The sequence below is a fragment of the Saccharicrinis aurantiacus genome, from assembly GCF_947489045.1.
Lineage (GTDB): Bacteria > Bacteroidota > Bacteroidia > Bacteroidales > Marinilabiliaceae > Saccharicrinis > Saccharicrinis aurantiacus.
In genome coordinates, this window is sequence record NZ_CANLCN010000007.1 from 1 (window position 1) to 21,648 (window position 21,648).

At 35.1% G+C, this 21,648-nt stretch carries 18 protein-coding genes, 5 tRNA genes, 1 rRNA gene and 1 other RNA gene; 16 read left to right on the forward strand and 9 right to left on the reverse strand.

Going from position 1 to position 21,648, the window contains the following annotated elements:
* The first annotated feature begins 167 nt into the window (after window positions 1-167).
* From rrf to QMO11_RS09680, 6 genes are all read left to right on the forward strand, one after another.
* Window positions 168-278, forward strand: a 5S ribosomal RNA gene (gene rrf, locus QMO11_RS09655).
* Between the two features lie 171 nt (window positions 279-449).
* Window positions 450-523: transfer RNA gene (locus QMO11_RS09660), tRNA-Met, on the forward strand.
* A gap of 273 nt (window positions 524-796) precedes the next feature.
* Window positions 797-2,824: a ComEC/Rec2 family competence protein gene (locus QMO11_RS09665; RefSeq protein ID WP_282037060.1), complete on the forward strand. Its 2,028-nt coding sequence runs from the start codon at window positions 797-799 to the stop codon at window positions 2,822-2,824.
* 198 nt (window positions 2,825-3,022) lie between these two features.
* Window positions 3,023-4,363 carry a Trk system potassium transporter TrkA gene (gene trkA, locus QMO11_RS09670; protein ID WP_282037061.1) on the forward strand — a complete coding sequence of 447 codons (1,341 nt, stop codon included), beginning with the start codon at window positions 3,023-3,025 and terminating at the stop codon, window positions 4,361-4,363.
* Window positions 4,364-4,487: 124 nt separating this feature from the next.
* Window positions 4,488-5,876: a TrkH family potassium uptake protein gene (locus QMO11_RS09675; protein WP_245820756.1), complete on the forward strand. Its 1,389-nt coding sequence runs from the start codon at window positions 4,488-4,490 to the stop codon at window positions 5,874-5,876.
* A gap of 6 nt (window positions 5,877-5,882) precedes the next feature.
* A complete protein-coding gene (locus QMO11_RS09680; RefSeq protein ID WP_282037062.1) occupies window positions 5,883-6,209 on the forward strand; it encodes a DUF6122 family protein in 327 nt (108 codons plus the stop codon).
* Here the strand turns inward: QMO11_RS09680 and QMO11_RS09685 are convergent.
* The 6 genes from QMO11_RS09685 to ffs all read right to left on the reverse strand — a co-directional run bounded on the left by QMO11_RS09685 (window position 6,206) and on the right by ffs (window position 7,450).
* The gene (locus QMO11_RS09685; protein ID WP_282037063.1) at window positions 6,206-6,820 is read right to left on the reverse strand and encodes an L-threonylcarbamoyladenylate synthase; all 615 of its coding nucleotides are present in this window, start codon (window positions 6,818-6,820) and stop codon (window positions 6,206-6,208) included. The two genes, QMO11_RS09680 and QMO11_RS09685, sit on opposite strands and share 4 nt — an antisense overlap.
* Before the next feature lie 103 nt (window positions 6,821-6,923).
* Window positions 6,924-6,996: transfer RNA gene (locus QMO11_RS09690), tRNA-Gly, on the reverse strand.
* Between the two features lie 29 nt (window positions 6,997-7,025).
* Window positions 7,026-7,099 (reverse strand) — tRNA-Thr (locus tag QMO11_RS09695).
* 10 nt (window positions 7,100-7,109) lie between these two features.
* A tRNA-Tyr gene (locus tag QMO11_RS09700) sits at window positions 7,110-7,195 on the reverse strand.
* Window positions 7,196-7,275: 80 nt separating this feature from the next.
* A tRNA-Thr gene (locus QMO11_RS09705) sits at window positions 7,276-7,349 on the reverse strand.
* Between the two features lie 7 nt (window positions 7,350-7,356).
* Window positions 7,357-7,450: signal recognition particle sRNA small type (ffs, locus tag QMO11_RS09710), an RNA gene on the reverse strand.
* 280 nt (window positions 7,451-7,730) lie between these two features.
* Here ffs and QMO11_RS09715 point away from each other — a divergent pair.
* The 3 genes from QMO11_RS09715 to QMO11_RS09725 are packed head-to-tail and all read left to right on the forward strand — an operon-like array spanning window position 7,731 to window position 10,014.
* Window positions 7,731-8,312, forward strand: coding sequence for a DUF4199 domain-containing protein (locus tag QMO11_RS09715; RefSeq protein WP_282037064.1), 582 nt, complete (start codon window positions 7,731-7,733; stop codon window positions 8,310-8,312).
* Window positions 8,313-8,321: 9 nt separating this feature from the next.
* Window positions 8,322-9,275: a glycosyltransferase family 2 protein gene (locus QMO11_RS09720; RefSeq protein ID WP_282037065.1), complete on the forward strand. Its 954-nt coding sequence runs from the start codon at window positions 8,322-8,324 to the stop codon at window positions 9,273-9,275.
* A gap of 10 nt (window positions 9,276-9,285) precedes the next feature.
* Window positions 9,286-10,014 (forward strand): class I SAM-dependent methyltransferase, encoded by a 729-nt coding sequence (locus tag QMO11_RS09725; RefSeq protein ID WP_282037066.1) that lies wholly within the window; start codon window positions 9,286-9,288, stop codon window positions 10,012-10,014.
* A gap of 5 nt (window positions 10,015-10,019) precedes the next feature.
* Here QMO11_RS09725 and miaA read toward each other — a convergent pair whose 3' ends face one another.
* Together miaA and QMO11_RS09735 are read right to left on the reverse strand one after the other, a co-directional pair.
* Window positions 10,020-10,919, reverse strand: a complete 900-nt coding sequence (miaA, locus tag QMO11_RS09730; RefSeq protein ID WP_282037067.1) for a tRNA (adenosine(37)-N6)-dimethylallyltransferase MiaA — start codon at window positions 10,917-10,919, stop codon at window positions 10,020-10,022.
* Between the two features lie 6 nt (window positions 10,920-10,925).
* Complete coding sequence (locus QMO11_RS09735; protein WP_282037068.1) at window positions 10,926-11,450, reverse strand: IS1096 element passenger TnpR family protein; 525 nt, start codon at window positions 11,448-11,450, stop codon at window positions 10,926-10,928.
* Between the two features lie 195 nt (window positions 11,451-11,645).
* Between QMO11_RS09735 and QMO11_RS09740 the strand changes: the two genes are divergently transcribed.
* The 4 genes from QMO11_RS09740 (at window position 11,646) to QMO11_RS09755 (ending at window position 15,149) form a co-directional block, all read left to right on the forward strand.
* The gene (locus QMO11_RS09740; protein ID WP_282037069.1) at window positions 11,646-12,077 is read left to right on the forward strand and encodes a c-type cytochrome; all 432 of its coding nucleotides are present in this window, start codon (window positions 11,646-11,648) and stop codon (window positions 12,075-12,077) included.
* A 144-nt stretch (window positions 12,078-12,221) separates the two neighbouring features.
* The gene (locus QMO11_RS09745) at window positions 12,222-13,463 is read left to right on the forward strand and encodes an aminotransferase class V-fold PLP-dependent enzyme (protein WP_282037070.1); all 1,242 of its coding nucleotides are present in this window, start codon (window positions 12,222-12,224) and stop codon (window positions 13,461-13,463) included.
* Window positions 13,464-13,467: 4 nt separating this feature from the next.
* Window positions 13,468-14,616 (forward strand): BamA/TamA family outer membrane protein, encoded by a 1,149-nt coding sequence (locus tag QMO11_RS09750; protein WP_282037071.1) that lies wholly within the window; start codon window positions 13,468-13,470, stop codon window positions 14,614-14,616.
* A 104-nt stretch (window positions 14,617-14,720) separates the two neighbouring features.
* Entirely contained in the window at window positions 14,721-15,149 is a 429-nt protein-coding gene (locus tag QMO11_RS09755) for an RrF2 family transcriptional regulator (protein ID WP_075601558.1), read from the forward strand.
* A gap of 52 nt (window positions 15,150-15,201) precedes the next feature.
* Here QMO11_RS09755 and QMO11_RS09760 read toward each other — a convergent pair whose 3' ends face one another.
* On the reverse strand, window positions 15,202-16,317 hold the full coding sequence (locus QMO11_RS09760; protein WP_282037072.1) for a methyl-accepting chemotaxis protein: 1,116 nt from the start codon (window positions 16,315-16,317) through the stop codon (window positions 15,202-15,204).
* A 389-nt stretch (window positions 16,318-16,706) separates the two neighbouring features.
* Between QMO11_RS09760 and cysK the strand changes: the two genes are divergently transcribed.
* The 3 genes from cysK to QMO11_RS09775 all read left to right on the forward strand — a co-directional run bounded on the left by cysK (window position 16,707) and on the right by QMO11_RS09775 (window position 21,579).
* Window positions 16,707-17,624, forward strand: a complete 918-nt coding sequence (cysK, locus tag QMO11_RS09765) for a cysteine synthase A (RefSeq protein ID WP_282037073.1) — start codon at window positions 16,707-16,709, stop codon at window positions 17,622-17,624.
* A gap of 138 nt (window positions 17,625-17,762) precedes the next feature.
* Complete coding sequence (locus QMO11_RS09770; protein WP_282037074.1) at window positions 17,763-19,562, forward strand: assimilatory sulfite reductase (NADPH) flavoprotein subunit; 1,800 nt, start codon at window positions 17,763-17,765, stop codon at window positions 19,560-19,562.
* 301 nt (window positions 19,563-19,863) lie between these two features.
* The gene (locus QMO11_RS09775; RefSeq protein ID WP_075601562.1) at window positions 19,864-21,579 is read left to right on the forward strand and encodes an NADPH-dependent assimilatory sulfite reductase hemoprotein subunit; all 1,716 of its coding nucleotides are present in this window, start codon (window positions 19,864-19,866) and stop codon (window positions 21,577-21,579) included.
* The last annotated feature ends 69 nt before the right edge of the window (window positions 21,580-21,648 follow it).

Below are 21,648 nucleotides of genomic sequence, written 5' to 3' on the forward strand. Positions count from 1 at the left end.
CGAGTGGTACTAATTACCCGAAACTTTTAGTTAAGTATTAGAATTAGAGTATGATTTTGGTTGAGCTAGTATGTTATTATTTTAGTTATAAATTATAAGTTTTAAGTTATAAACGAATAAGCGCGTTTATCATTTATCCCTTATCCTTTATCATTAAAGAAAGATATTAAGGTGGTTATAGCGTAGGGGTTCCACCTCTTCCCATTCCGAACAGAGAAGTTAAGCCCTATAGCGCCGATGGTACTGCAGAAATGTGGGAGAGTAGGTCGCCGCCGACCTTTAAAAAGAGCAATTACATTTATTTGTAGTTGCTCTTTTTGGTTAAAGGAAATTAGATAAGAGATAATAGTATCAAGATACAAGACACAAGTATCAAGACGATTTAAATTGCATAATACAAGCTGTCAATCATCTTATTACTTGATACTTTTTACTTGATCCTAAAAAACGCCGAGGTAGCTCAGCTGGTTAGAGCGCATGATTCATAATCATGAGGTCGGCGGTTCAAGCCCGCCTCTCGGTACAGATAATACATCAATAATGGTAAAGCCTTGCAGAGTTTCTGTGAGGCTTTTTTTGTGCCTTAAAATGGACTTTGAATCTTTATTATATTACTACTTGAATAGTTTTTGTGTGTGGGATTGAAGTGACATCCTTTGTGAGCCCATTATGGCGAAGCAAAGATATAACGCAAAGCCCGACTCACAGGGGCACACCCAAAATAGAGTCATCTTCTGGTTTTGAGGTTTTGGTTTAAAATATTATCTTCAAATGAGTTATTGCCAAACCTATTGCTATGTCTTTTCAAACTTATTCTTTTATTAAATTCTTATTTTGTTTGTTACTCGGTAGGCTTCTGGGTGATCAAATAGGTTGGAGTTCGCATTTTTATATTCCTCTGATAATTGGTTTTTTATCTTTGGTGCTATTCTACGTTCACCCTAATATATTATCTTATAGGAGTAGGCATTGGATTGGAATAATAGTTAGTTTTCTCTTTGTTTTTATTGGAATAGTTACTTCCCCAGATAGGCAGAAGGAAGTATTAAGTTGTGATAAGCCGCTGATATTTTCAGCAGTTGCTAAGAAGGTGTTGAAGAATTCAGGTGGGCAACAGAGTGTGCTGTTTAACTGTATAACGGTTGATAGTTTACGATCACAAAGCTTTAATGCAATAGCTTATTTTAAATGTGATATTATTGGTAAACGTGTATTACCAGGGGATAAATTAATTGTTAACACGAGAATTAATCCTTTTAAGGAAACGGGAAATCCTTTTTCGTTTGAATATTCAAAATACATGGCGTCAAAAGGCGTGTTTTATTCTTTTTATATAAATAAACCCAATTTCATAATAGTTGATTCAGAATACAATTACCGTCGTTATTTCTATAAGCTACGCGAAGCTGCTGAGTCTCGATTGAAATTATTAAGGTTATCACCTGACGAATATGCAATTATTTCAGCTTTATTGTTAGGTAATAAAGACCATTTAGATTATGATCAGAAACAAGCTTTCTCAGACTCAGGAGCTATGCATATACTTGCAGTTAGTGGCTTGCACTTGGGTGTTATATTTATGTTGGTTACCTCTGTTTTAGGCAAAATTACCCGCAGTAGATTAGGCGTATTAAAAGTTATCATCACAGTGAGTATATTATGGCTTTATGCTTCGGTATCTGGTTTGTCGCCATCTATTGTTCGCGCAAGTATAATGCTTACTATATTTTTGATTTCAAAATTGGTGAGTAATAAGTATAATGTATACCACACTTTAGCTATTGCTGCGTTTATAATTCTCGTTGGTAACCCATATGCCCTTTTTAATGTTGGCTTTTGGTTGAGTTTTTTAGCTGTTGGATCTATTATCTACTTTTTTCCGCTTATAAATGCCTTGCTTTATTTCAGGAAGCCATGGAATAAGTTGGTTTGGGATATTGTTTCAGTATCATTAGCTGCACAGATTGGAACTATATTATTGGGTGTTTTTACCTTTAAGTTCTTCCCTCTTTGGTTTTTAGTTTCTAACATATTAATGCTCCCAATCTTGCCTGTTATATTATTATCGGCTTTACTAATTGTTTTAACACCCGAGGGTGGTTTTGTTGCTGATTTATTTTCAGGGATATTAAAAGATGGTTTGTGGTATATCAACGAGATTACCAATTATGTGAGTGATTTGCCAAATGCACGTTTCACTCTAGTACAAATTGGTTTTTACGAAATGCTAGTTTTGTATTGTATCTTATTGAGTTTGGTTTTATGGTCAAATACAAAACGCCTAATATATTTGAATAGTTGTCTATTGTTGTTAGTTCTTTTTATGGCCTTTAATATTGCTGACTATTGGCAAAAAGGTAAGCGTAATTTATTAGTTATTGCAAATGTAAAAGGAAGTAGTTTAATATTTGAATCAGATGGTAAAAATGGATATGTAATATCAAATGATACGCTTGAGGATCGAATAATTAATCAGGTCGTTAATCCTATACAGCTTCACGAAGGACTTGATAGTTTGATATATGTAGTTTCAGAAACTGAAGTTTTAATGCCTTTTGAGACTTCTGATAAGCGGATACTACGACTCAATGGGGAGTGTAATAATATTGCAAGTTGTTTAGATCGCTTTAAGACTGATATTGTTATTATTACCAGTAAAACACCTCTTAGCACTATTCAGCATTTAACTCAATTGAAAAATATTCAGCTTATATTTGATTCTTCATGGAGCGCAAGAGGTCTTAGAAATATCAGAAAAATTAAAAGAAATAGCACTTCTTATTTTGCTAAGGATGGGGCTTATGTTCTTGTTGATCAGCTATAATTTCACTTTGGCTCGTTTTATGTATTGGCTTATTTGATAGAGGGAATCATAGACTGAAGTATAGTTAATGTTCAATTATCATTGAATTAAGCTTATTTATAGAATAAGTGATACGAATTAATTTATATAGATTAAATTTGTATCGATTTTCAAAAATAGTACTTTCGAGGTCAATTTTATTATTGAATTAAACAAAAGATGAGAATTATAATTGCAGGAGCTGGTGAAGTGGGTACGCATGTGGCAAAACTTATGTGTAATGCTAATCATGATGTTATTCTGATTGATGATAATGCAGAGCGTTTGCAGCAAATGGAAGCACATTTCGACTTAATGACTATAGTTGGGTCGGTGTCATCAATTGATGATTTAAAAAGCGCCAATGTAGAGTCATGTGACTTGTTTATTGCAGTGCCTCCTTATGAAGAATTGAGTATTATGTCTGCTATTCTAGCTAAAAAGTTAGGAGCTAAAGTAACTATAGCACGAATAAATAATTACGAATATCTTTTACCTGAAAACAAAGAGTTCTTTCAACAATTAGGAGTTGATCAGTTAATTTATCCAGAAGAACTTGCTGCTAAAGAAATAATGACATCTCTGAAAAGAGTTGGAATTAGACAGCAGATTGATTTTTCTGATGGACAATTAATTCTGTATGCAATTAAGATTAGAGAGAATGCACCAATAGTAAATAAAACACTTGCTGAAGTCGGTGAAATTCATAGTCAGAAATTATATAATATAGTTGCCATTAATAGGGATGGGGAAACCATTATTCCAAGAGGAAATGAATCGTTTAAACATAATGATTTAGCTTATTTTATCACTACACCTGAAGGAACACAACAATTAATGACAGATGCTGGCAAAGAGCAATTTGACATTAAAAATGTGATGATTCTTGGTGGTAGTAGAATTGGAAAAAAAGTAGCCCAACGCCTTGAGGATGATTATAATGTAAAACTTATTGAAATTGATAAGGAGAAAAGTAATCGCTTAGCTGATGAGTTAGAGCGAACGCTTGTTATTAACGGTGATGGAAGAAACCTTGAATTATTAAAAGACGAAGGGATTAAGAAGATGGATGCCTTTGTTGCTGTAACAGCTAATTCAGAAGTTAATATCTTAGCCTGTCAGTTGGCAAAAAAAATGGGTGTCCGTAAATCGGTTGCTGAAGTTGAAAATATGGATTATATTGATTTGGCAGAAAATGTTGGTATTGGTACGCTCATTAATAAAAAACTGATAGCGGCTAGTTATATATATAGGTATACTGTAAAGGCCAGAGTTTCACATGTTAAATGTTTAACTACTTCAAAAGCTGAGGTGCTTGAACTTGTTGCGAGTGATGATTCTAAAATAATCAAAGGTAGACTATCAGAAATTAAATTACCTAAAGATGTAAATGTTGGTGGTATCATTCGTAATGGTCAGGCTATTATTGCTACCGGCAATACTCAGATAATGCCTAATGATAAAGTGGTTATTTTTGCAATGCCATCTGGAATTAGAAAAATAGAAAAGATGTTTAACTAAGTGTTTCTATTTATTAGTTAAAAGAATACATTAAATTACTATTACGCAAAGGGTGTTCGTCATGTTAAATCATCGCATTGTATTGCTTATATTAGGCTTGCTTCTAGTGGTAGAAGGAGTCTTTATGTTATTAACATCAGTTGTCTCACTGATTTATGGTGAGTATGACTTGCCTTATTTTTTAGTATCTGCTTTAATATGCATTTCAATTGGAGGATTATTTTATCTCACCAATAAAAATACCGATAAATCTATCGGGAAGCGTGAAGGGTATATTGTGGTAACATTAGTGTGGCTCGTGTTTTCATTTTTTGGTCTCTTGCCATTTTGGTTAAGTGGAGCAATTCCTTCTTTTACAGACGCATTTTTTGAAACCATGAGTGGTTTCACCACAACCGGATCCTCAATATTAAATGATATTGAAGCACTACCTCATGGTATTTTATTCTGGAGGAGTATAATACAATGGCTTGGAGGTATGGGTATTATAGTTTTATCCTTAGCCATATTGCCGATTTTGGGAGTGGGAGGTATGCAGCTTTTTGTAGCAGAGGTTCCAGGGCCTGTACCAGATAAACTACACCCTAGAATCGCAGATACAGCAAAACGTTTATGGGTTATTTATTTATCATATACTGCAGTTGAAACGATTTTACTTTGGATTGGAGGAATGACATTGTTCGATGCAGTTTGTCACTCATTCACTACAATGGCTACAGGAGGTTATTCAACTAAACAGGCTAGTGTAGCCTTCTATGATTCTGCATTTATTCAGTATGTAATTATCATTTTCATGTTTGTTGCAGGTGTTAATTTTTCATTGTCATATGCAGCCTTGCATGGTAAATTTAAAGCTGTCATTAAAGATGAAGAGTTTAAATATTATACTTTAATAACGGTTTTTGTATCTGTTTTAGTAGCAGTTGTATTGTATTTCTCAGGAGATGTACCACATGTAGAACAAGCTTTTCGCGATGCTCTTTTTCAGGTAGTATCTTTAATAACAACAACCGGTTATGCAACGGCCGATTATATGATTTGGGTACCTACTATTAGTATTATCATGTTTATGCTAATGTTTGTTGGAGGTAGTGCAGGATCTACTGGCGGGGGAATTAAGGTAGTTAGAATAGTCCTTCTGATTAAAAATGCCTATTACGAGCTTAAAAGATTAGTTCACCCAAATGCAATTATACCTGTTCGTTATAATTCACGAGCGGTATCGTCACCAATTCTTACAAATATTTTGGCTTTTATAGTTATTTATATGGCAACCGTTGGGGTTAGTATGGTTATTATGTCTGTTATGGGTTTTGATTTAGATTCATCCATTGGTGCTGTTGCTACATGTTTAGGAAATATAGGACCAGGGCTAGGAGAGTTCGGACCGGCATCAAACTTTGCTGCTGTTCCTGATTTTGGTAAATGGTTTTTGTCTTTCCTAATGTTATTAGGACGATTAGAAATATTTACTGTAGTATTAATTCTCACTCCATACTTTTGGAAAAATTAATTGTAGGTGAGTTTTGTATTTCTATTACATTATAGCCTGCATTTTATTGCTCCCGGTTTAATAGCTTGGCTTTTTTTTCGCGATCAGTGGAAGAAAGCATGGTTGATTATGCTGGCTACTATGCTAGTTGATATTGATCATTTATTGGCTAATCCGATTTTTGATCCAGATAGGTGTAGTATTGGATTTCATTTATTACATAGCTATCCAGCCATAGTTTTATATACCGTAATGTTATTCTTCAAAAAGACAAGAATAGTAGCTGTTGGCTTATTGTTTCATATGTTCACAGATTGGCAAGATTGTATGTGGATGAAGTTAGGAGTACATTAGTACTCCAAAATGCCTTTTCCTTCACGTATTAGTTCTACATCACCATTGGTACAATTAACTATTGTGGAAGGTGAGTTATCGCCAAAACCGCCATCAATAACTATGTCTACTAGCTTATGATACTTTTCATATATAAGTTCAGGATCGGTAGTATATTCAATTATTTCATCATCATCAATAACCGAGGTACTCAATATTGGGTGGCCTAATTCATTAATTAATTCTCTAATAATATTATTATCAGGTATCCTAATACCAACAGTTTTCTTATTGTTCTTAAATAGTTTAGGAACGTTTGAATTGGCATCTAAAATAAAGGTAAACGGACCAGGTAGGTTTCGTTTCATTATTTTAAATACATTATTATTAATGTTCTTGGTATAATCTGATATGTGGCTTAAATCGTAACAAATAAAAGAAAGGTGGTCCTTTTTTAGGTTGATATTTTTAATTCTCGCAACTCTTTCAACGGCCTTTGTATTATTAATATCGCACCCTATACCATAAATAGTATCCGTAGGATAAATGATCACTTTACCCTTGCGTAACTCTTCCGCAATGAATCTTATATCTTTAGGATTTGGATTTTCAGGGTAAATTTTAAGTAGCATAATTCTTTTATTAAGTTAAAGGATTGGAGGCTTACGAATGTTCAGACTAATAAATGGTTAATACTAAAAAAGCCACCCTAAAAAATTAGGATGGCTTTAGTAGAGCGAAAGACGGGGATCAAACCCGCGACCCTTAGCTTGGAAGGCTAATGCTCTATCAGCTGAGCTACTTTCGCATAATGTATTCTCTAGTTGTTAAACTGAGAGCCAATGGAGGGACTCGAACCCACGACCTGCTGATTACAAATCAGCTGCTCTAGCCAGCTGAGCTACATTGGCAAAATAAAGTTGGTGGGCAGAGCAGGATTCGAACCTGCGAAGTCGAAAGACAACGGAGTTACAGTCCGTCCCAGTTGGCCGCTTTGGTATCTGCCCAAACAATATTTTATTCAATAAACTTTGTCTTAAACGCCTTAAGACTGTCTCTTAATGTTTTCTACGTTTAGAAAACTGAGAGCCAATGGAGGGACTCGAACCCACGACCTGCTGATTACAAATCAGCTGCTCTAGCCAGCTGAGCTACATTGGCGGGTGGGCAAGCTACCTGCATCGCACCGCTACAACCATCTACCCTTGCTGCCGTCAGGCCCTGGGGGAATTCAATAGGAGCTGGTCGTACAGGACTTGCCCGTTTTTCTTAGCGGTTGCAAATGTAGGCAAAAAGCTTAACCCTGCAAGCGATTTGAATAAAAAAAATGAATTAATTTTGCATTAATTATTTAATGTTCTTGTTATCAATAGTTTATTTTTTGAACTTTTTTTGATAAAAAATCGAGCTTTCTTTAGCAATTAGATTTTTTATTCAGATCCAGAATTAATTTTAGCGGATGTAGGTTTGATATTAATGTAGAATTGGATACTTTGCTCATTCAAATATTAATCATAAATAGTACAATTTAAAATTTTGAAAATGGAAAACCCGAAACGATCTTTAATTAACAAGAGCCTCGAAGATGGATTAATCCTAGGTGGAGTAATCGTGTTTATAAACTTTATTTCTTATTTAATAATTGATCTCGAGAGTATTTCTTTTATGGCTCTTATGTCGGTTGGTGTAATTGTTGGGATTCTACCTTTAATTATCGGATTGGTTTATTTTATTAAAAAATATAAAAAGGTTGAGCTAGGTGGAGTAATAACACTTAATCAAGGAATTAAATATGGTGTTCTCGTTACATTTATAGTAGCGTTATTCTCGTGTGTTTACAATATTACGTTCAATAATTTTATTGCTCCTGATTACGTAAAAGAATCCCAAGAGATAATCGCTGAGAAGACGATCGGTTTTATGCAAGATATGAATGTACCTGATGAAGCTATTGAAGAAACCCTCAATAAATTAGAAGAAGAACGAGAATCTACTATTAAAAAGAGTAAGTTTGTATCTCCGATATTATCCATACCAGGCACTGTAGTTATTGGTTTAATTATATCCTTAATAATATCGGCAATTATTAAAACAAAGAAACCGCCTTTTAGTGAGGTTGTTTAAGTATAGCATATGAATTTATCGATTGTAGTGCCGCTTTATAATGAAGTGGAATCAATAGTGGAGTTAAAGGATTGGGTAAGCCGGGTTGTTGCAAAAATGAATATTGCATACGAAATCATTTTTATAGATGATGGTAGTAATGATGGATCGTGGGGCCTTGTTGAAGAAATGGCTGCAGCTCATAAGGAAGTATTGGGCATTAAATTTAGACGTAATTATGGCAAATCGGCAGCCTTATTCTCAGGTTTTAAAGCTGCCAATGGTGATGTTGTTATTACAATGGATGCCGATTTACAAGATAATCCGGATGAAATACCCGCTTTGTATAATATGATTGCTGAGGAAGAGTATGACCTAGTAAGTGGATGGAAGCAAAAGCGACACGACCCAATAGGTAAAACTTTGCCAAGTAAATTATTTAATCGTACTGCGCGTGTGATTTCAGGTATAAAGTTGCACGATTTTAATTGTGGACTAAAGGCCTATAAAAAGGATGTCGTTAAGAATATTGAAGTGTATGGCGAGATGCATAGATATATTCCAATATTGGCAAAGAGAAGTGGCTTTAATAACATAACAGAAAAAGTAGTTATTCATCGTGAGCGGCAGTATGGTGTATCTAAATTTGGTATGGAACGTTTTCTAAAAGGTTTCTTAGATCTGTTATCAGTTAGTTTTATTTCAAAATTTGGTAAAAAACCCATGCATTTATTCGGTGGCCTCGGAACATTAATGTTTTTGGTTGGATTTATTGCATCAAGCTATTTGGGTATAAATAAACTATACCATGTTTATCATGGCATTAAAATGCAGCTATTAACTACAAGCCCTTATTTTTATATTGCTTTAACTTCGATGGTTATCGGATCGCAACTATTTTTAGCAGGCTTTTTGGCAGAGTTAGTTTCTCGCAATAGCCCAGATAGAAATCAATATCATATAGAAAAAGAAGTTAATTTATAAAGTTGAAACCATGAGCGAATTTTACCATTCAATTTCTGAATCATATGATCAGTTGTTTCCTTATAATCCTGTACAGGAAGAATTTATCACGCGTAATTTAATGTCCTTGTCAGGAAAGAAGATTTTGGATGCAGGTTGTGGTACTGGTAGTTTGGCTATTTCAATGGGTCGCAAAGGAGCTAGGGTTGATGGTTTTGATCTCGATGACTCGATGATTGCTGCTGCCAAAGCAAAGAAACCTCAGGCCATTGATGTAAATTTTGCTGTTGGAGACTTGAAAAATGTTAACCAGAATTATAAGGAGGGGATGTATGATTTTGCCTACTGTTTTGGCAATACTCTCGTTCACTTAGATAATTCAACTGAAGTTGAGCAATTTATTTCTAGTATATCAGAAATCCTTAAGCCTGAAGATTCAATGTTAGCCATTCAGATTGTTAATTATGATAAGATCATGGCTAAGCGTGTGAAAAAGTTGCCAGCTATCGAAAACGATAAGGTGTTTTTTAAGCGCTTTTACAAGCATCTTGATAATGGTAAAATTGACTTTTTAACGACTTTAAGCGATAAAAAGACTGGGGAAGAGTTAAAGAATTCACAAATTCTGACGCCGATATTGGTTGAGGATTTAATGGATATAGCTGCCAAATACTTCCCGTTTGTAGAGGCTTTTGGCTCATTTAAGGAAGAAATGTGGACCGATGGTAGTTTTCATACTATATTACTTGCTTCGCGATAAAGTAGCTATAGCTGTTTTTCTATGTGTTTTTTAATTTCTTCAATATCGCTGGGGTTAAACCACGTAATTTCAGCGTCGCGTTTAAACCATGTAAGTTGCTTTTTAGCGTAACGTCGAGAGTTTCGTTTAATTAGTTCAATGGCTTTTTCAAAGTTATATTCGCCATCGTAGTGGGCAAAAAGTTCTTTATAACCTACTGTATTTAATGAATTGAGCTCTTTAAGCGGATACACTCCTTTTACTTCATCCTCTAAACCTGCTTCAAGCATTTTGTCAACCCTCAAATTAATTCGCTCGTATAAATCAGCTCTATCCATTGTAAGACCAATTTTAATCATATTAAATGGTCTTTTTTTGATTGAGTTCGTACGAAGGGAGCTGTATGGTTTTCCTGTCATCAGGCAAATTTCAACAGCATGTATTACTCGTTTATGATTTTTTAGGTCAACAATATCGTAAAACTCAGGGTCGAGTTTCTTTAATTGTCGCCTAATGTTTTCAATGCCTTCTTCTTCGTATTGTGCTTTAAGTGAATTGCGTAACTCTTCATCTATTGTAGGTAAATCATCTATACCTTTGCAAACAGCATCAACATACATCATTGATCCACCTGTTAAAACTAGGGTATCGTGCTTATCGAATAATTGTTTGCTAAGCTTCATCACATCTTGCTCAAATTCCCAAGCACTATAGTAATCCTTAATAGAATGTGTAGCAATCATGTGGTGCTTAGCCTGACTAAGTTCTTCTGAGGTAGGAGTTGCTGTACCAATATTTAATTCTTTAAATATTTGTCTCGAATCAGCAGAAATTATCTCTGTATTGTAGGAATTGGCAATGTTTATTGCAGTACTTGTTTTGCCAATTCCCGTAGGGCCAACAATTATTATAAGAGTTTTCGACATTTGTGATTAAAGGTCTTCTAAATTGTCAGAATATGAAATCATAGGATCGTTATCATCCTTAAATTCATCATCAAACTTGTCAATATCAAATTCGTTAGAATCATCACCTCCTTGTAAAATATCATCCATATTAGCTGGTTTAGGAGGATCTCCTACGCTTCTTAATACTTTTGGATCTTTACATTTTTTATTGTCTACTTCAAAAACTTCAATAAAAATATTTCTGTCACTGAATAGATCGAATGTATACAGAAGTCTTTGTTTAGCTTCAGAAATGTAATCTCCTAATTTAGCTTCAGCCATGGTAATTACAGCATCATCTGATTCAGGGTTCATATCCATTAATGGTATCTCAATTTCTTTTGTCCAGTCGTTATCTGTTTCGAAAAAAGAAGCCATTTCTCCATTTTTATAACCTAAGGCACCTTGTAAAAAGTTATGAAGGTCTAAAAATGTATTTTCTGAGTCTATTTCAACGTCTCTAATAAAGTTTTCACTCTCATCAGAAATCAATCTTAATCTTATAGCCATTGTTCAAAATTTTGGAGGGCGAATATATTTAAATTACAGCAATTTATTGGTGTTCTATCATGTTCTATTAACAAAAAGCACACCAGTTTGTTTATAATGAGCACTATGTGAGTTTTTTAATGAGTTTATTGTATGATATAGGATAAACATATCTTTTTGTATGTTTGTGGCACTTTAATTAATAATGTTTTCTATATGTTTAAGTTATGTGTTAGTATGTTGGTTTTATTCACTTTAGTATCGTGTAAAAACGCGAATAAGAAAAGTGAAGATTCTACTAAATTAAAGAGTGAAAAAGCGATTTTGATGGATTTGGAGTTGGGTAAAACAGTTTATCGAGCTAATTGTGCTGCATGTCACCAACGAAATGGTATGGGAATTCCCCGCGTTCATCCTCCTATTGTGAATACTAAAAATTCAGAAGGCGATAAGAATTATTTAATAGAAACTGTTCTTAATGGAGCTCGTGGAGAAATAAAAGTTGAGGGAGAAAAATACAATAATGTAATGACCAATTTTAAGAAGTTATCTGATAACGAAATTGCTCAAGTCTTAAATTATATTCGTAATGGTTTCGATAACAGCGCAGAAGTAATAATTGCCGAGGAGGTTAAAGCATTACGTTAATACTTCTTATTCAGTAGGTGTTAAAAGGTATAATCTTGCAAATAGAAACCAAAGAAGTAAATAGAGTAAGTAAATTATCTTTATTATTTGTGGAATTCTACAAATTGTTATTTTTTTACACAATATTCTCAAAAATTGATATTCATGACAATCAAAAAAGGTTACACAAGCCAATCAATACATACTCCATTTTCAAAAAAAGATGCTCATAATTCCCTTCATATGCCAGTTTATGATGGCGTGGCTTACGAATTTGATTCTGCTGAAGAAATTGAAGAGGCTTTTATGGGAAAGAAGTTCGCTCATGCATATAGCAGAACAAGTAACCCTACAGTTGAGCACTTTGAGAATAAGTTAAAAGCGGTTACTGAGGCTTCGAGCGTTATTGCCCTATCATCTGGAATGGCGGCTATTTCAAATACATTTTTAGCTTTGGTTGAGTCGGGGGCTAATATTATTTCTTCAAATCATCTATTTGGCCACTCCTATGCTTTATTGAAAAGCACTCTTCAGCAATGGGGGATTGAAGTTCGTTTTGTAGATATGAGCGACCTTAAGGAGATAGAGAAGAATATTGATGGTAAAACGCGCGCAGTATTTTTCGAAACCATTACTAATCCGCAATTAGAAATTATTGATATTGCAGTGGTAGCAAAATTGGCTCATGCACATAATATTGCTGTTGTTGCAGATACTACAGTTACTCCTCCATATGTTTTTAAATCTGCTAAATTCGGTGTTGATATTGAAGTAATGTCTACTACCAAGTTTATTTCTGGTGGTGCGGCGGCTGTTGGTGGTGCTGTGGTTGATAATGGTACTTTCAATTGGTCTAAGCTTCCTGCATTAAATAAGTGGGTTGCTAATTTCGAAACCAAAGCGTTCGAATTTAGAGTACGCAAGGAAATATTCAGGCATTTAGGTGGATGTATGTCAGCACATACAGCGCACTTTTTAAATTTAGGGCTCGATATTTTGGCTTTGCGTTTAGATAAGTGTGTTCAAAACTGCATTGAATTAGGGAGCTTTTTTAAGGAGCATAATAAAGTTAAATTGGTAAGGTATCCTGGTTTAAAAGGAGATGAAGCCTATGCTTTGGCGCAAACACAATTTGGAGGAAAGCCAGGTGCGGTTATGACTATTGACTTAGCCTCGCAAGAAGAATGTTACTTGTTTTTAAATCGTTTGCAAATGGTACGTAGAGCTACTAATTTAAATGATAACAAAACTTTAATTATTCATCCTTGGTCAACAATATATAGCGAGTTCTCAGAAGAGGAACGTGCTGAAATGGGAATACGTAAATCGATGATTCGTATTTCTATTGGGATTGAAGATGCGGAAGATTTAATAAACGATTTTAAACAAGCTTTGGAGGCCATATAAATTTATGTTTAAACGACTACTAGCGTTTGTTGTAATTGTTTTTTGTATTACAAAGATTGATGCGCAAACAGACACAACTCAGCATTATCCTAAAAGTGTTGAGTGGATTACTGATGTTGCAGAGTGGGGGATTGATTTAATTACATTTGAGCGTGAAAATTATACTTTCTTCGTGATACCAATGGCTGGCTACGAAGAAAGAACAAAGTTCTCTTTTGGAGTTATGCCGGTTTGGAGGTTTTATTTAAATAATTCAGATGAAGATTCTGAATATTTTCGACCCTCAAATATTAGTCCATCAGTAATGATATCTACAACAGGTATGTATGAGTTGGATTTATCATCCGGTTTTTACACCAATAACAATTGGCTATTTGAAAATAAATGGCTTTTTCAATTTATGCCCGACCGTTTTTATGGTATAGGTAATCAGGATAAAGGAGATATTTATTCTGACTTTGATATGGAAAAGTTCGAATTTACAGGAACCGTTTCCAAAGGTCTTTCTAATACTGTATTCTTAGGTGTGAATTATGATTTAGGTTTTTTTGATATTTCTAATATAAGCGGAACTACTTTAAATCAAGATGTCCTTGGATATGAAGGTGGCTTTGTAATGGGAATTGGGCCAACAGCTTACTATGATAGTAGAGATAATATTTCCTATCCAAGTAGTGGTCAGTATTTAGCTATTTCCTATGATTATTACTTCGGAGATTATGATTTTTCATCCTTTAAAATTGATGCTAGAAACTATATAAAGCTGAGCGAAAATGATAAAGTATTAGCTTTTCAGGCTTATTTGAATTCAGCTTATGGAGATGTACCATTCTTTCGTATGCCAACCTTAGGAGGTAAGCGTTTGTTTAGAGGAATAGACAGACCGTATAAATATATGGATACTAATGTTGCGTATTTGCAAGCAGAATACCGTTCTCCCTTATGGTGGCGGATTGGTTATGTATTAAATACTGGTGTGGGAAATGTGTTTAATAAGTGGGATAACTCTATAGTTGAAGATGTTCATGTTATGTTTGGTGCAGGTTTTCGCTTTCAGTTATTGCCAAAAGAGAAGTTAAGTTTTCGTGCTGATTTTGGTATGACTAATCGGGGTGATAAGGGGGTTTATTTTACTTTAGGGGAAGCTTTTTAGTTTTAAATCCTATTATAAAGGTGGGTTAAAATTGACTTTTGACTTGCTTGTTACTTCATAACTCTGTTTATTTGTAAATCATATTAATTTGAAAGGTTATTGCTATGAAGGTATCGAAAAAAACAGAATATGGTCTACGTTTTCTATTGGCATTAGCTGAGTTGGGTGAAGGAAAATTTATGGGGATTTATCAAATCTCTTTACGACATAAAATTCCAATGAAGTTTCTTGAGGCTATTGCTGTTCAGCTTAAAAAGTTTGGTATGCTCGAGGTGAAGAAAGGAGCAGGTGGTGGTTATAAATTAAAATATCGTCCTGAAAGGATTAGTTTATTGATGGTTTTTGAATGCCTAGAAGATGCCACTCGTAAAGATTATGAACTAGATGGTGATATATCGAGTAATCAGAAGGCTGTATCTCTCGTTTTAAATAATGTTATTGGTGATGTTAGAGATGTGTTGGAAGCTAAAACATTATCTGATATACAAGGAGAATATAGAAATCTAAATGAAAGTTTAATGTACTATATTTAGTAGTATCTCATAAAGAGTTTTTAAAAGGAGTCATTCGTAATAATGGCTCCTCTTATGATTTAAAATCTTCCAAACTATCATTAAGAGTTTTTGATTCATTAAAGAGATACGATGAGTTGCCGCTTAGTTCTTCAGATAGTCCAGCGTTCGATTGTGTTGTGGTATTAATTTCGTTAACTGCTGAAGTAATTTGATCTGAACCTGTTTTTAACTCCATGCTTGCACTCGTTATTTCCGTCATAAGCTCTTGGGTGATCTTCATGGTTGGAATGGTGTCATCTAAGTTTTTAATGAGTTCTTCAGATAATAGTTTGCACCTCTCCGAGAGTTCTTGAATTTGCAAGGCAGATTTGCTACTGTTTTCGGCCAAGTTTTTAACTTCAGCAGCTACAACATTAAAACCTTTGCCTGCTTCACCAGCTTGCTTGGCTTCAATAGATGCATTTAGTGCGAGCAAATTTGTTTCTGTAGCTATTGTGTCAATTACTTTTATATGGCCTGTAATATCAAGTATTGCCTCTTCAAGTTTGCGCGCTGAGATGCTACTTTTGTTAAGGGCGGTATTGCTTTCTTCCGATTTTTGTTTCGTTAATTGTGCATTGTCAAAAGATGCAGAAATGTTCGCGCTCATTTCTTCCATTGATGATGAAATCTCTTCTATGGAACTTGCCTGTTCGCTATTGCCCGTTGATAGGTTCTCTGCCATAATATTCATATCGCTACTCATATTATTGATCGCGTGACTTGAAGCTTTTATTTTGGCAAAAGCGTTCACTAAAATACTGCTAAGTTTATGAGTAGATTCATCTAGTAATTTGAGTTCTCCCGAGTATTTGGTTTTGTCTTGTTTTTCTAAATTAAGATTCCCATTTGCCAATTGATTGATATTTTCAATGGCTTTGTTTAGTGGTGTTTTTACCATTTTATAGGTCAGGTAGAAAAAGAAGGCCGTATTGCCAAGTCCGAGTGGTAGAGCAATCCAATAGGAAAAATCATCAGGGTAGGTGTATAGGAATTTACTAATGGAAGCGTTGATGATGACGTTAACAATCCATAGGAACCCAATTCTCTGAAATACGCTATTTTTAAAAAATAAACGTAGTGTAAAGTAGCCCACAATTGAGCCGGCGATAAGCATCCTGGATAATTCAAAAAGTGTGGTAAGCATACGATTTCAATATTTAAGTGTGTGGTGGCTTGTGTTTCAATGTATAACAAATTCGAGAATTATGAAAGATCTTGTTGATAACTGAACGGGTTTTGGTGATTAAATAAGTAAGGTAATTTAAGATGTGTGTTATGGGTATTGGTGTTCTTATTTAATCATACTAAAAAAGTATGTAAATGGTTTTTGTTAAAATTCTTGTGTTTATTTATAGATAAGATATTGTAAATTAATAACTTGTAATATTTTCATGGACTAAGAATTGTTATTAATCATACTATTAAGATATGACTAAAGGGTGATTTTGTCTTGTGAGGTATAAATTCTTCTATTATGTTTGTCTCAGAATTAAAATAGTAAATCAATAGGAAATCATATAAACAACTAATATTATGAGCGGAATTGCACAGAACGTTACAGAATTAATTGGTAAAACACCACTAGTACAAGTAAACAGATTAAACGAAAGCGAAGCGCAAGTAGTTGCCAAACTAGAATATTTTAACCCAGCTAGCTCAGTGAAAGATCGAATTGCATTTGCAATGCTTGAAACTGCTGAAAAAGCAGGAGACCTAAAAGAAGGAACTGTAATTGTAGAGCCAACAAGTGGAAATACAGGTGTAGGTTTAGCTTTTGTAGCTGCAGTTAAAGGGTATAGATTAATTTTAACAATGCCTGAAAGTATGAGTATTGAGCGTCGTAAGCTTTTAGTAAAGTTTGGTGCTGAGTTAGTACTTACTCCTGCAGCTAAAGGGATGAAAGGTGCTATCGAGAGAGCTCAAGAAATTGCTGATGAGCACGAAAGTTCATTTGTTCCACAACAATTTAACAATCCGGCGAACCCAGCTATTCACAAAGCTACAACAGCTGAAGAGATTTGGGCTGATACAGATGGTAATATTGATGTTTTTGTTTCAGGTGTTGGTACAGGAGGTACTTTAACAGGAGTTGGAACAGTATTGAAAGAAAAGAATCCAAATATAAAGATTGTGGCAGTAGAGCCTGTTGACTCACCAGTTATTTCAGGTGGACAACCAGGACCTCATAAAATTCAAGGTATTGGAGCTGGTTTTATTCCAGGAAACTTAAATACAGACTTAATTGATGAAGTAGTAAAAGTTTCAAACGAAGATGCTGTACATACTAGTCATAAAGCTGCTAAACAGGAAGGTTTATTGGTTGGTTACTCTTCAGGAGCTGCGCTATGGGCTGCATTAGAAGTTGCTAAAAAGCCAGAGAATAAAGGAAAGCGTATTGTGGTACTTCTTCCTGATACAGGAGAGCGTTACCTAAGTAGTTTTGAGATTTAATAATATTCATAAATCTTTTTTCTAAAAGTATTGTTAAGGATTATTGTATAGGTGCTACATGTGCCACAATAATCCTTTTTTATAAACCCTCGAGCATATCTATAAACCAATGCTCACGAATAAATTCAGACAAACAGAATGATTCAGTCTTTACAAAATATATTTTCGCCAGAGCAGGTTAAGCAGGCTCAGGAGTTGTTTGCTTCTTTATCTGCAGAGCAGCGCATTTGGGCATCCGGTTACCTAGCAGGTTTAAATCAGTCGGGAGAACTATTGGGACAAAGTCTCGTAAACGGATCTTCTAATGGAGCCGCTACTGTTGAAACTAACGTTCAAGCGCCAGCAAAACTTACTATTTTATACGGTACGCATACTGGAAATTCAAAGTTATTGGCTTTGCAAGCACAAGAGCAGGCAGAAGCTGCAGGTGTTCAGGTGCAGTTATCAGACATCCAAAAATATAAAAATAGAAATCTAAAAGAAGAAGAAAACCTTTTAGTGATTGTTTCTACGCATGGCGAGGGAGATCCACCGGTTTCTGTTGAAGATTTTTATGCCTATATACATGGTAAAAAAGCACCTAAATTATCAGCTCTAAATTTTGCGGTACTAGCCTTGGGCGATAGTAGCTATATCAACTTCTGTAAAACTGGTAGGGATATTTACGAGCAACTAACAAAGTTAGGTGGCAAAGGAATTTATGATATTGTTGAGTTGGATGTAGATTTTCAGGATGCTGCGGCCGTTGCGATACCAAGTATTGTTGAAAAGTTTGCTGGTCAAAACGGTCAAGCTGCTGTGTCGGCACCAACAGCAAAAGCAACAAGTGCTAATAAAGCCAATGAGTGGGTTGAAGCAGAAGTGCTCGAGAAGGTATTATTAAATGGTAGGGGTTCTGCAAAAGAGACGTATCATATTGAAATAGATATTGAAGAAACAGGCATTGTTTACGAAGCCGGAGATGCACTTGAAATAACAGCAAAGAATAGTGCAGCTTTAGTTGCAGATATTTTGGAGCAGTTAGCTATAGGTGCTAGTACGGTTGTTCAGGTTGAAGGTAAAGATGTAGCTATTCAAGAAGCATTAATCAATCAGTTTGAATTAACGGTTGTTACCCTTCCTGTTCTTAAAAAATATGCTGATTTAGCATCTAACGACAGTTTAAATGCGATAGTTGCTGACGAGGAGAAAATTGGGGAGTTTCTTTATGGATTAGATTTTCTTGATTTAATTAAGGATTATCCAGTTAAACTGGAAGCCCAAGCCTTGGTTGATTTACTTCGTAAATTACCAGCACGCTTGTATTCTATTTCATCAAGTTATGCGTACAATCCTGATGAAGTACATGTTACTGTAGGTGCGGTACGATTTGTAAATAAAGGACGCGAGCGCAACGGTGTTTGTTCAAGCTTCTTAGCAGATCAGATTCATCCGGGTGAGAATGTTTGGGTTAGAGTTCGTAAAAATGAAAGTTTCAGATTACCAGCCAACGAGTCTAACGTAATTATGGTCGGACCAGGAACAGGTATTGCTCCTTTTAGAGCCTTTTTACAAGAGCGCGAAACGCAAGAGGCAGAAGGTAAAAACTGGTTGTTTTTTGGCGATCAACATTTTGAGTCAGACTTTTTATATCAAACTGAATTATTGCAATACAGAGCAGATGGTTTACTACAAAAGATAGATGTAGCATTCTCGCGCGATCAGGAAGAGAAAGTGTATGTGCAAGATAGATTACGCGAAAATGGCGCTGAGGTATTTCAATGGTTAGATAATGGAGGTTACTTTTACTTATGTGGCGATAAGGATAGAATGGCCAAAGATGTGAAAAAAGCTTTGGTACAAATTATCGAGGAACATGGAAAAATATCAACACGTGAGGCTGCTGATTATTTAAAGAAGCTAAGAGCCGACGGATATTTTAGAGAAGATGTTTATTAGTAAGGCAATCCGTAACCTATCAACCTGAATTCGATGTAAAATTTTGGATTCAGACCATTTATAAATAGTAAGATTCGATTAAAAATTATGAAAGAATAGCGGGCTATTTTGAATAATTTTTAAGATGAAGGTTACTGTTTATAATGAGACAATTTATGTCTTTTGATTAAATAACACATATACTGCGTTAAATTTTTCTAGCTAGCTCGCTAGCTTTGCAAAATTTGCCTTGTATATAAGTTCTTAAATCAATCTGAATTCAAAAATTTTAATTGAAATCAGGTTTTAAAAAAGTAAGATCATGGCAGAAGTAAAGAACAACGAAATATTTCCAGAATGGAACCCCTCAGATGTCGAAGGCATCAAATCGCGAAGTAATTTCTTACGCGGTACACTCGAAGAAGGATTGGCGGATTTAGCCACCGGTTCTGTAAGTGAAGACGATACACAAATGATTAAGTTTCACGGTAGCTATCAGCAAACCGACAGAGATTTAGATGTGGAGCGTAAAGGGCAGAAGCTTGAGCCTTTATATAGTTTTATGATTAGAGTGCGTATTCCTGGAGGTTTGGCATCGGCCGATCAATGGATTGCATTTGATGAAATATCTAAAACACATGCTACCAGCAATACCTTAAAGTTAACTACGCGTCAGGCATTTCAATTTCATGGCATTATCAAGCAAAAGCTTAAGCCAACTATGCAAGCCATTAACGAAACCTTATTGGATTCAATTGCTGCTTGTGGCGATGTCAATCGTAATGTAATGTGTAGTACCAACGAAGCGTTATCGCCATTGGTACCTGCAGCCTATCAAATGAGTAAAGATATTAGTGAGCATTTGTTGCCACGCACAACTGCATATCACGAAATTTGGCTGAATCAAAAGTTATTGGTAAATGGTAGGGTAGATGAGGAGCCTATTTACGGAAAGCTTTATTTACCACGTAAATTTAAAATTGCCATTGCAACACCTCCGTATAACGATACAGATATATTTTCAAACGATATTGGTTTAATTGCCATTGGTAAAGACGATAAACTTACGGGTTTTAACGTAGTAATTGGTGGTGGTTTAGGAATGACTTTTACCGAAAAAGGGACTTACCCTCGCCTTGGCGATGTGGTTGGTTATGTGCCTTACGAGAAGACGCTTGAAGTAGTTGAAGAAATAGTAAAGCTGCAACGCGACTATGGTAATCGCGAAAATCGCCGCAAGGCTCGTTTAAAGTATACTGTAGATCGTTTAGGGCCCGATAATTTTAAAGGTCTCTTGCAAGATCGTTTGGGTTATTCTCTTGATGCGCCAAAACCATACAAATTCAAAAGCAATAGCGATGTATTAGGCTGGAAAAAAGCCAAAAGTGGTAAGTGGTTTTTAGGTTTATATATTGAGCATGGTAGAGTAAAGGATACCGAGGATTATAAACTAAAAACAGGATTACGTGCCATTGCCGAGCTCAAAAAATGTGACTTCCGTTTAACCGGAAATCAAGGTTTATTACTTGGTGCCATTAAGGATGAGGATAAAAAAGAAATTGAAGCCTTATTGAAAGAGTACAAAATATGGCCTAAGCCAAAAATGAGCGAAGCCCGTAAACACGCCTTAGCTTGTGTAGCTTTAAATACCTGTACTATGGCTTTTGCTGAAGCAGAAAGGTATCTGCCAAAGCTAATGGATAGAATAGAAGAAGTGTTGGCTGAAAGTAATTTAACCAACGACGACTTATTAATAAGAATGACTGGATGCCCGAATGGTTGTGGTCGACCGTTCCTAGGAGAAATAGGATTTGTTGGGCGTTCAATGGGTAAATATAATATGTATTTAGGAGCCGGTTTTACAGGCGATAGATTAAATACACTTTACAAGGAAACCCTATCTGAGGAGCAAATTATTGAAGAGCTTCGAGTACTACTACCACGTTATGCAAAAGAGCGTAATAAAGGAGAAAAGTTTGGTGATTTTGTGGGCCGTGTAGGTATAATTCAGCACGAGCCGGCTGTGAAAGTAATATAGAACCATATAGATTTAAGATAGTGTATTTAATAAAGACTGGGGTTGAATGACTTTAGCTTCGGTCTTTAT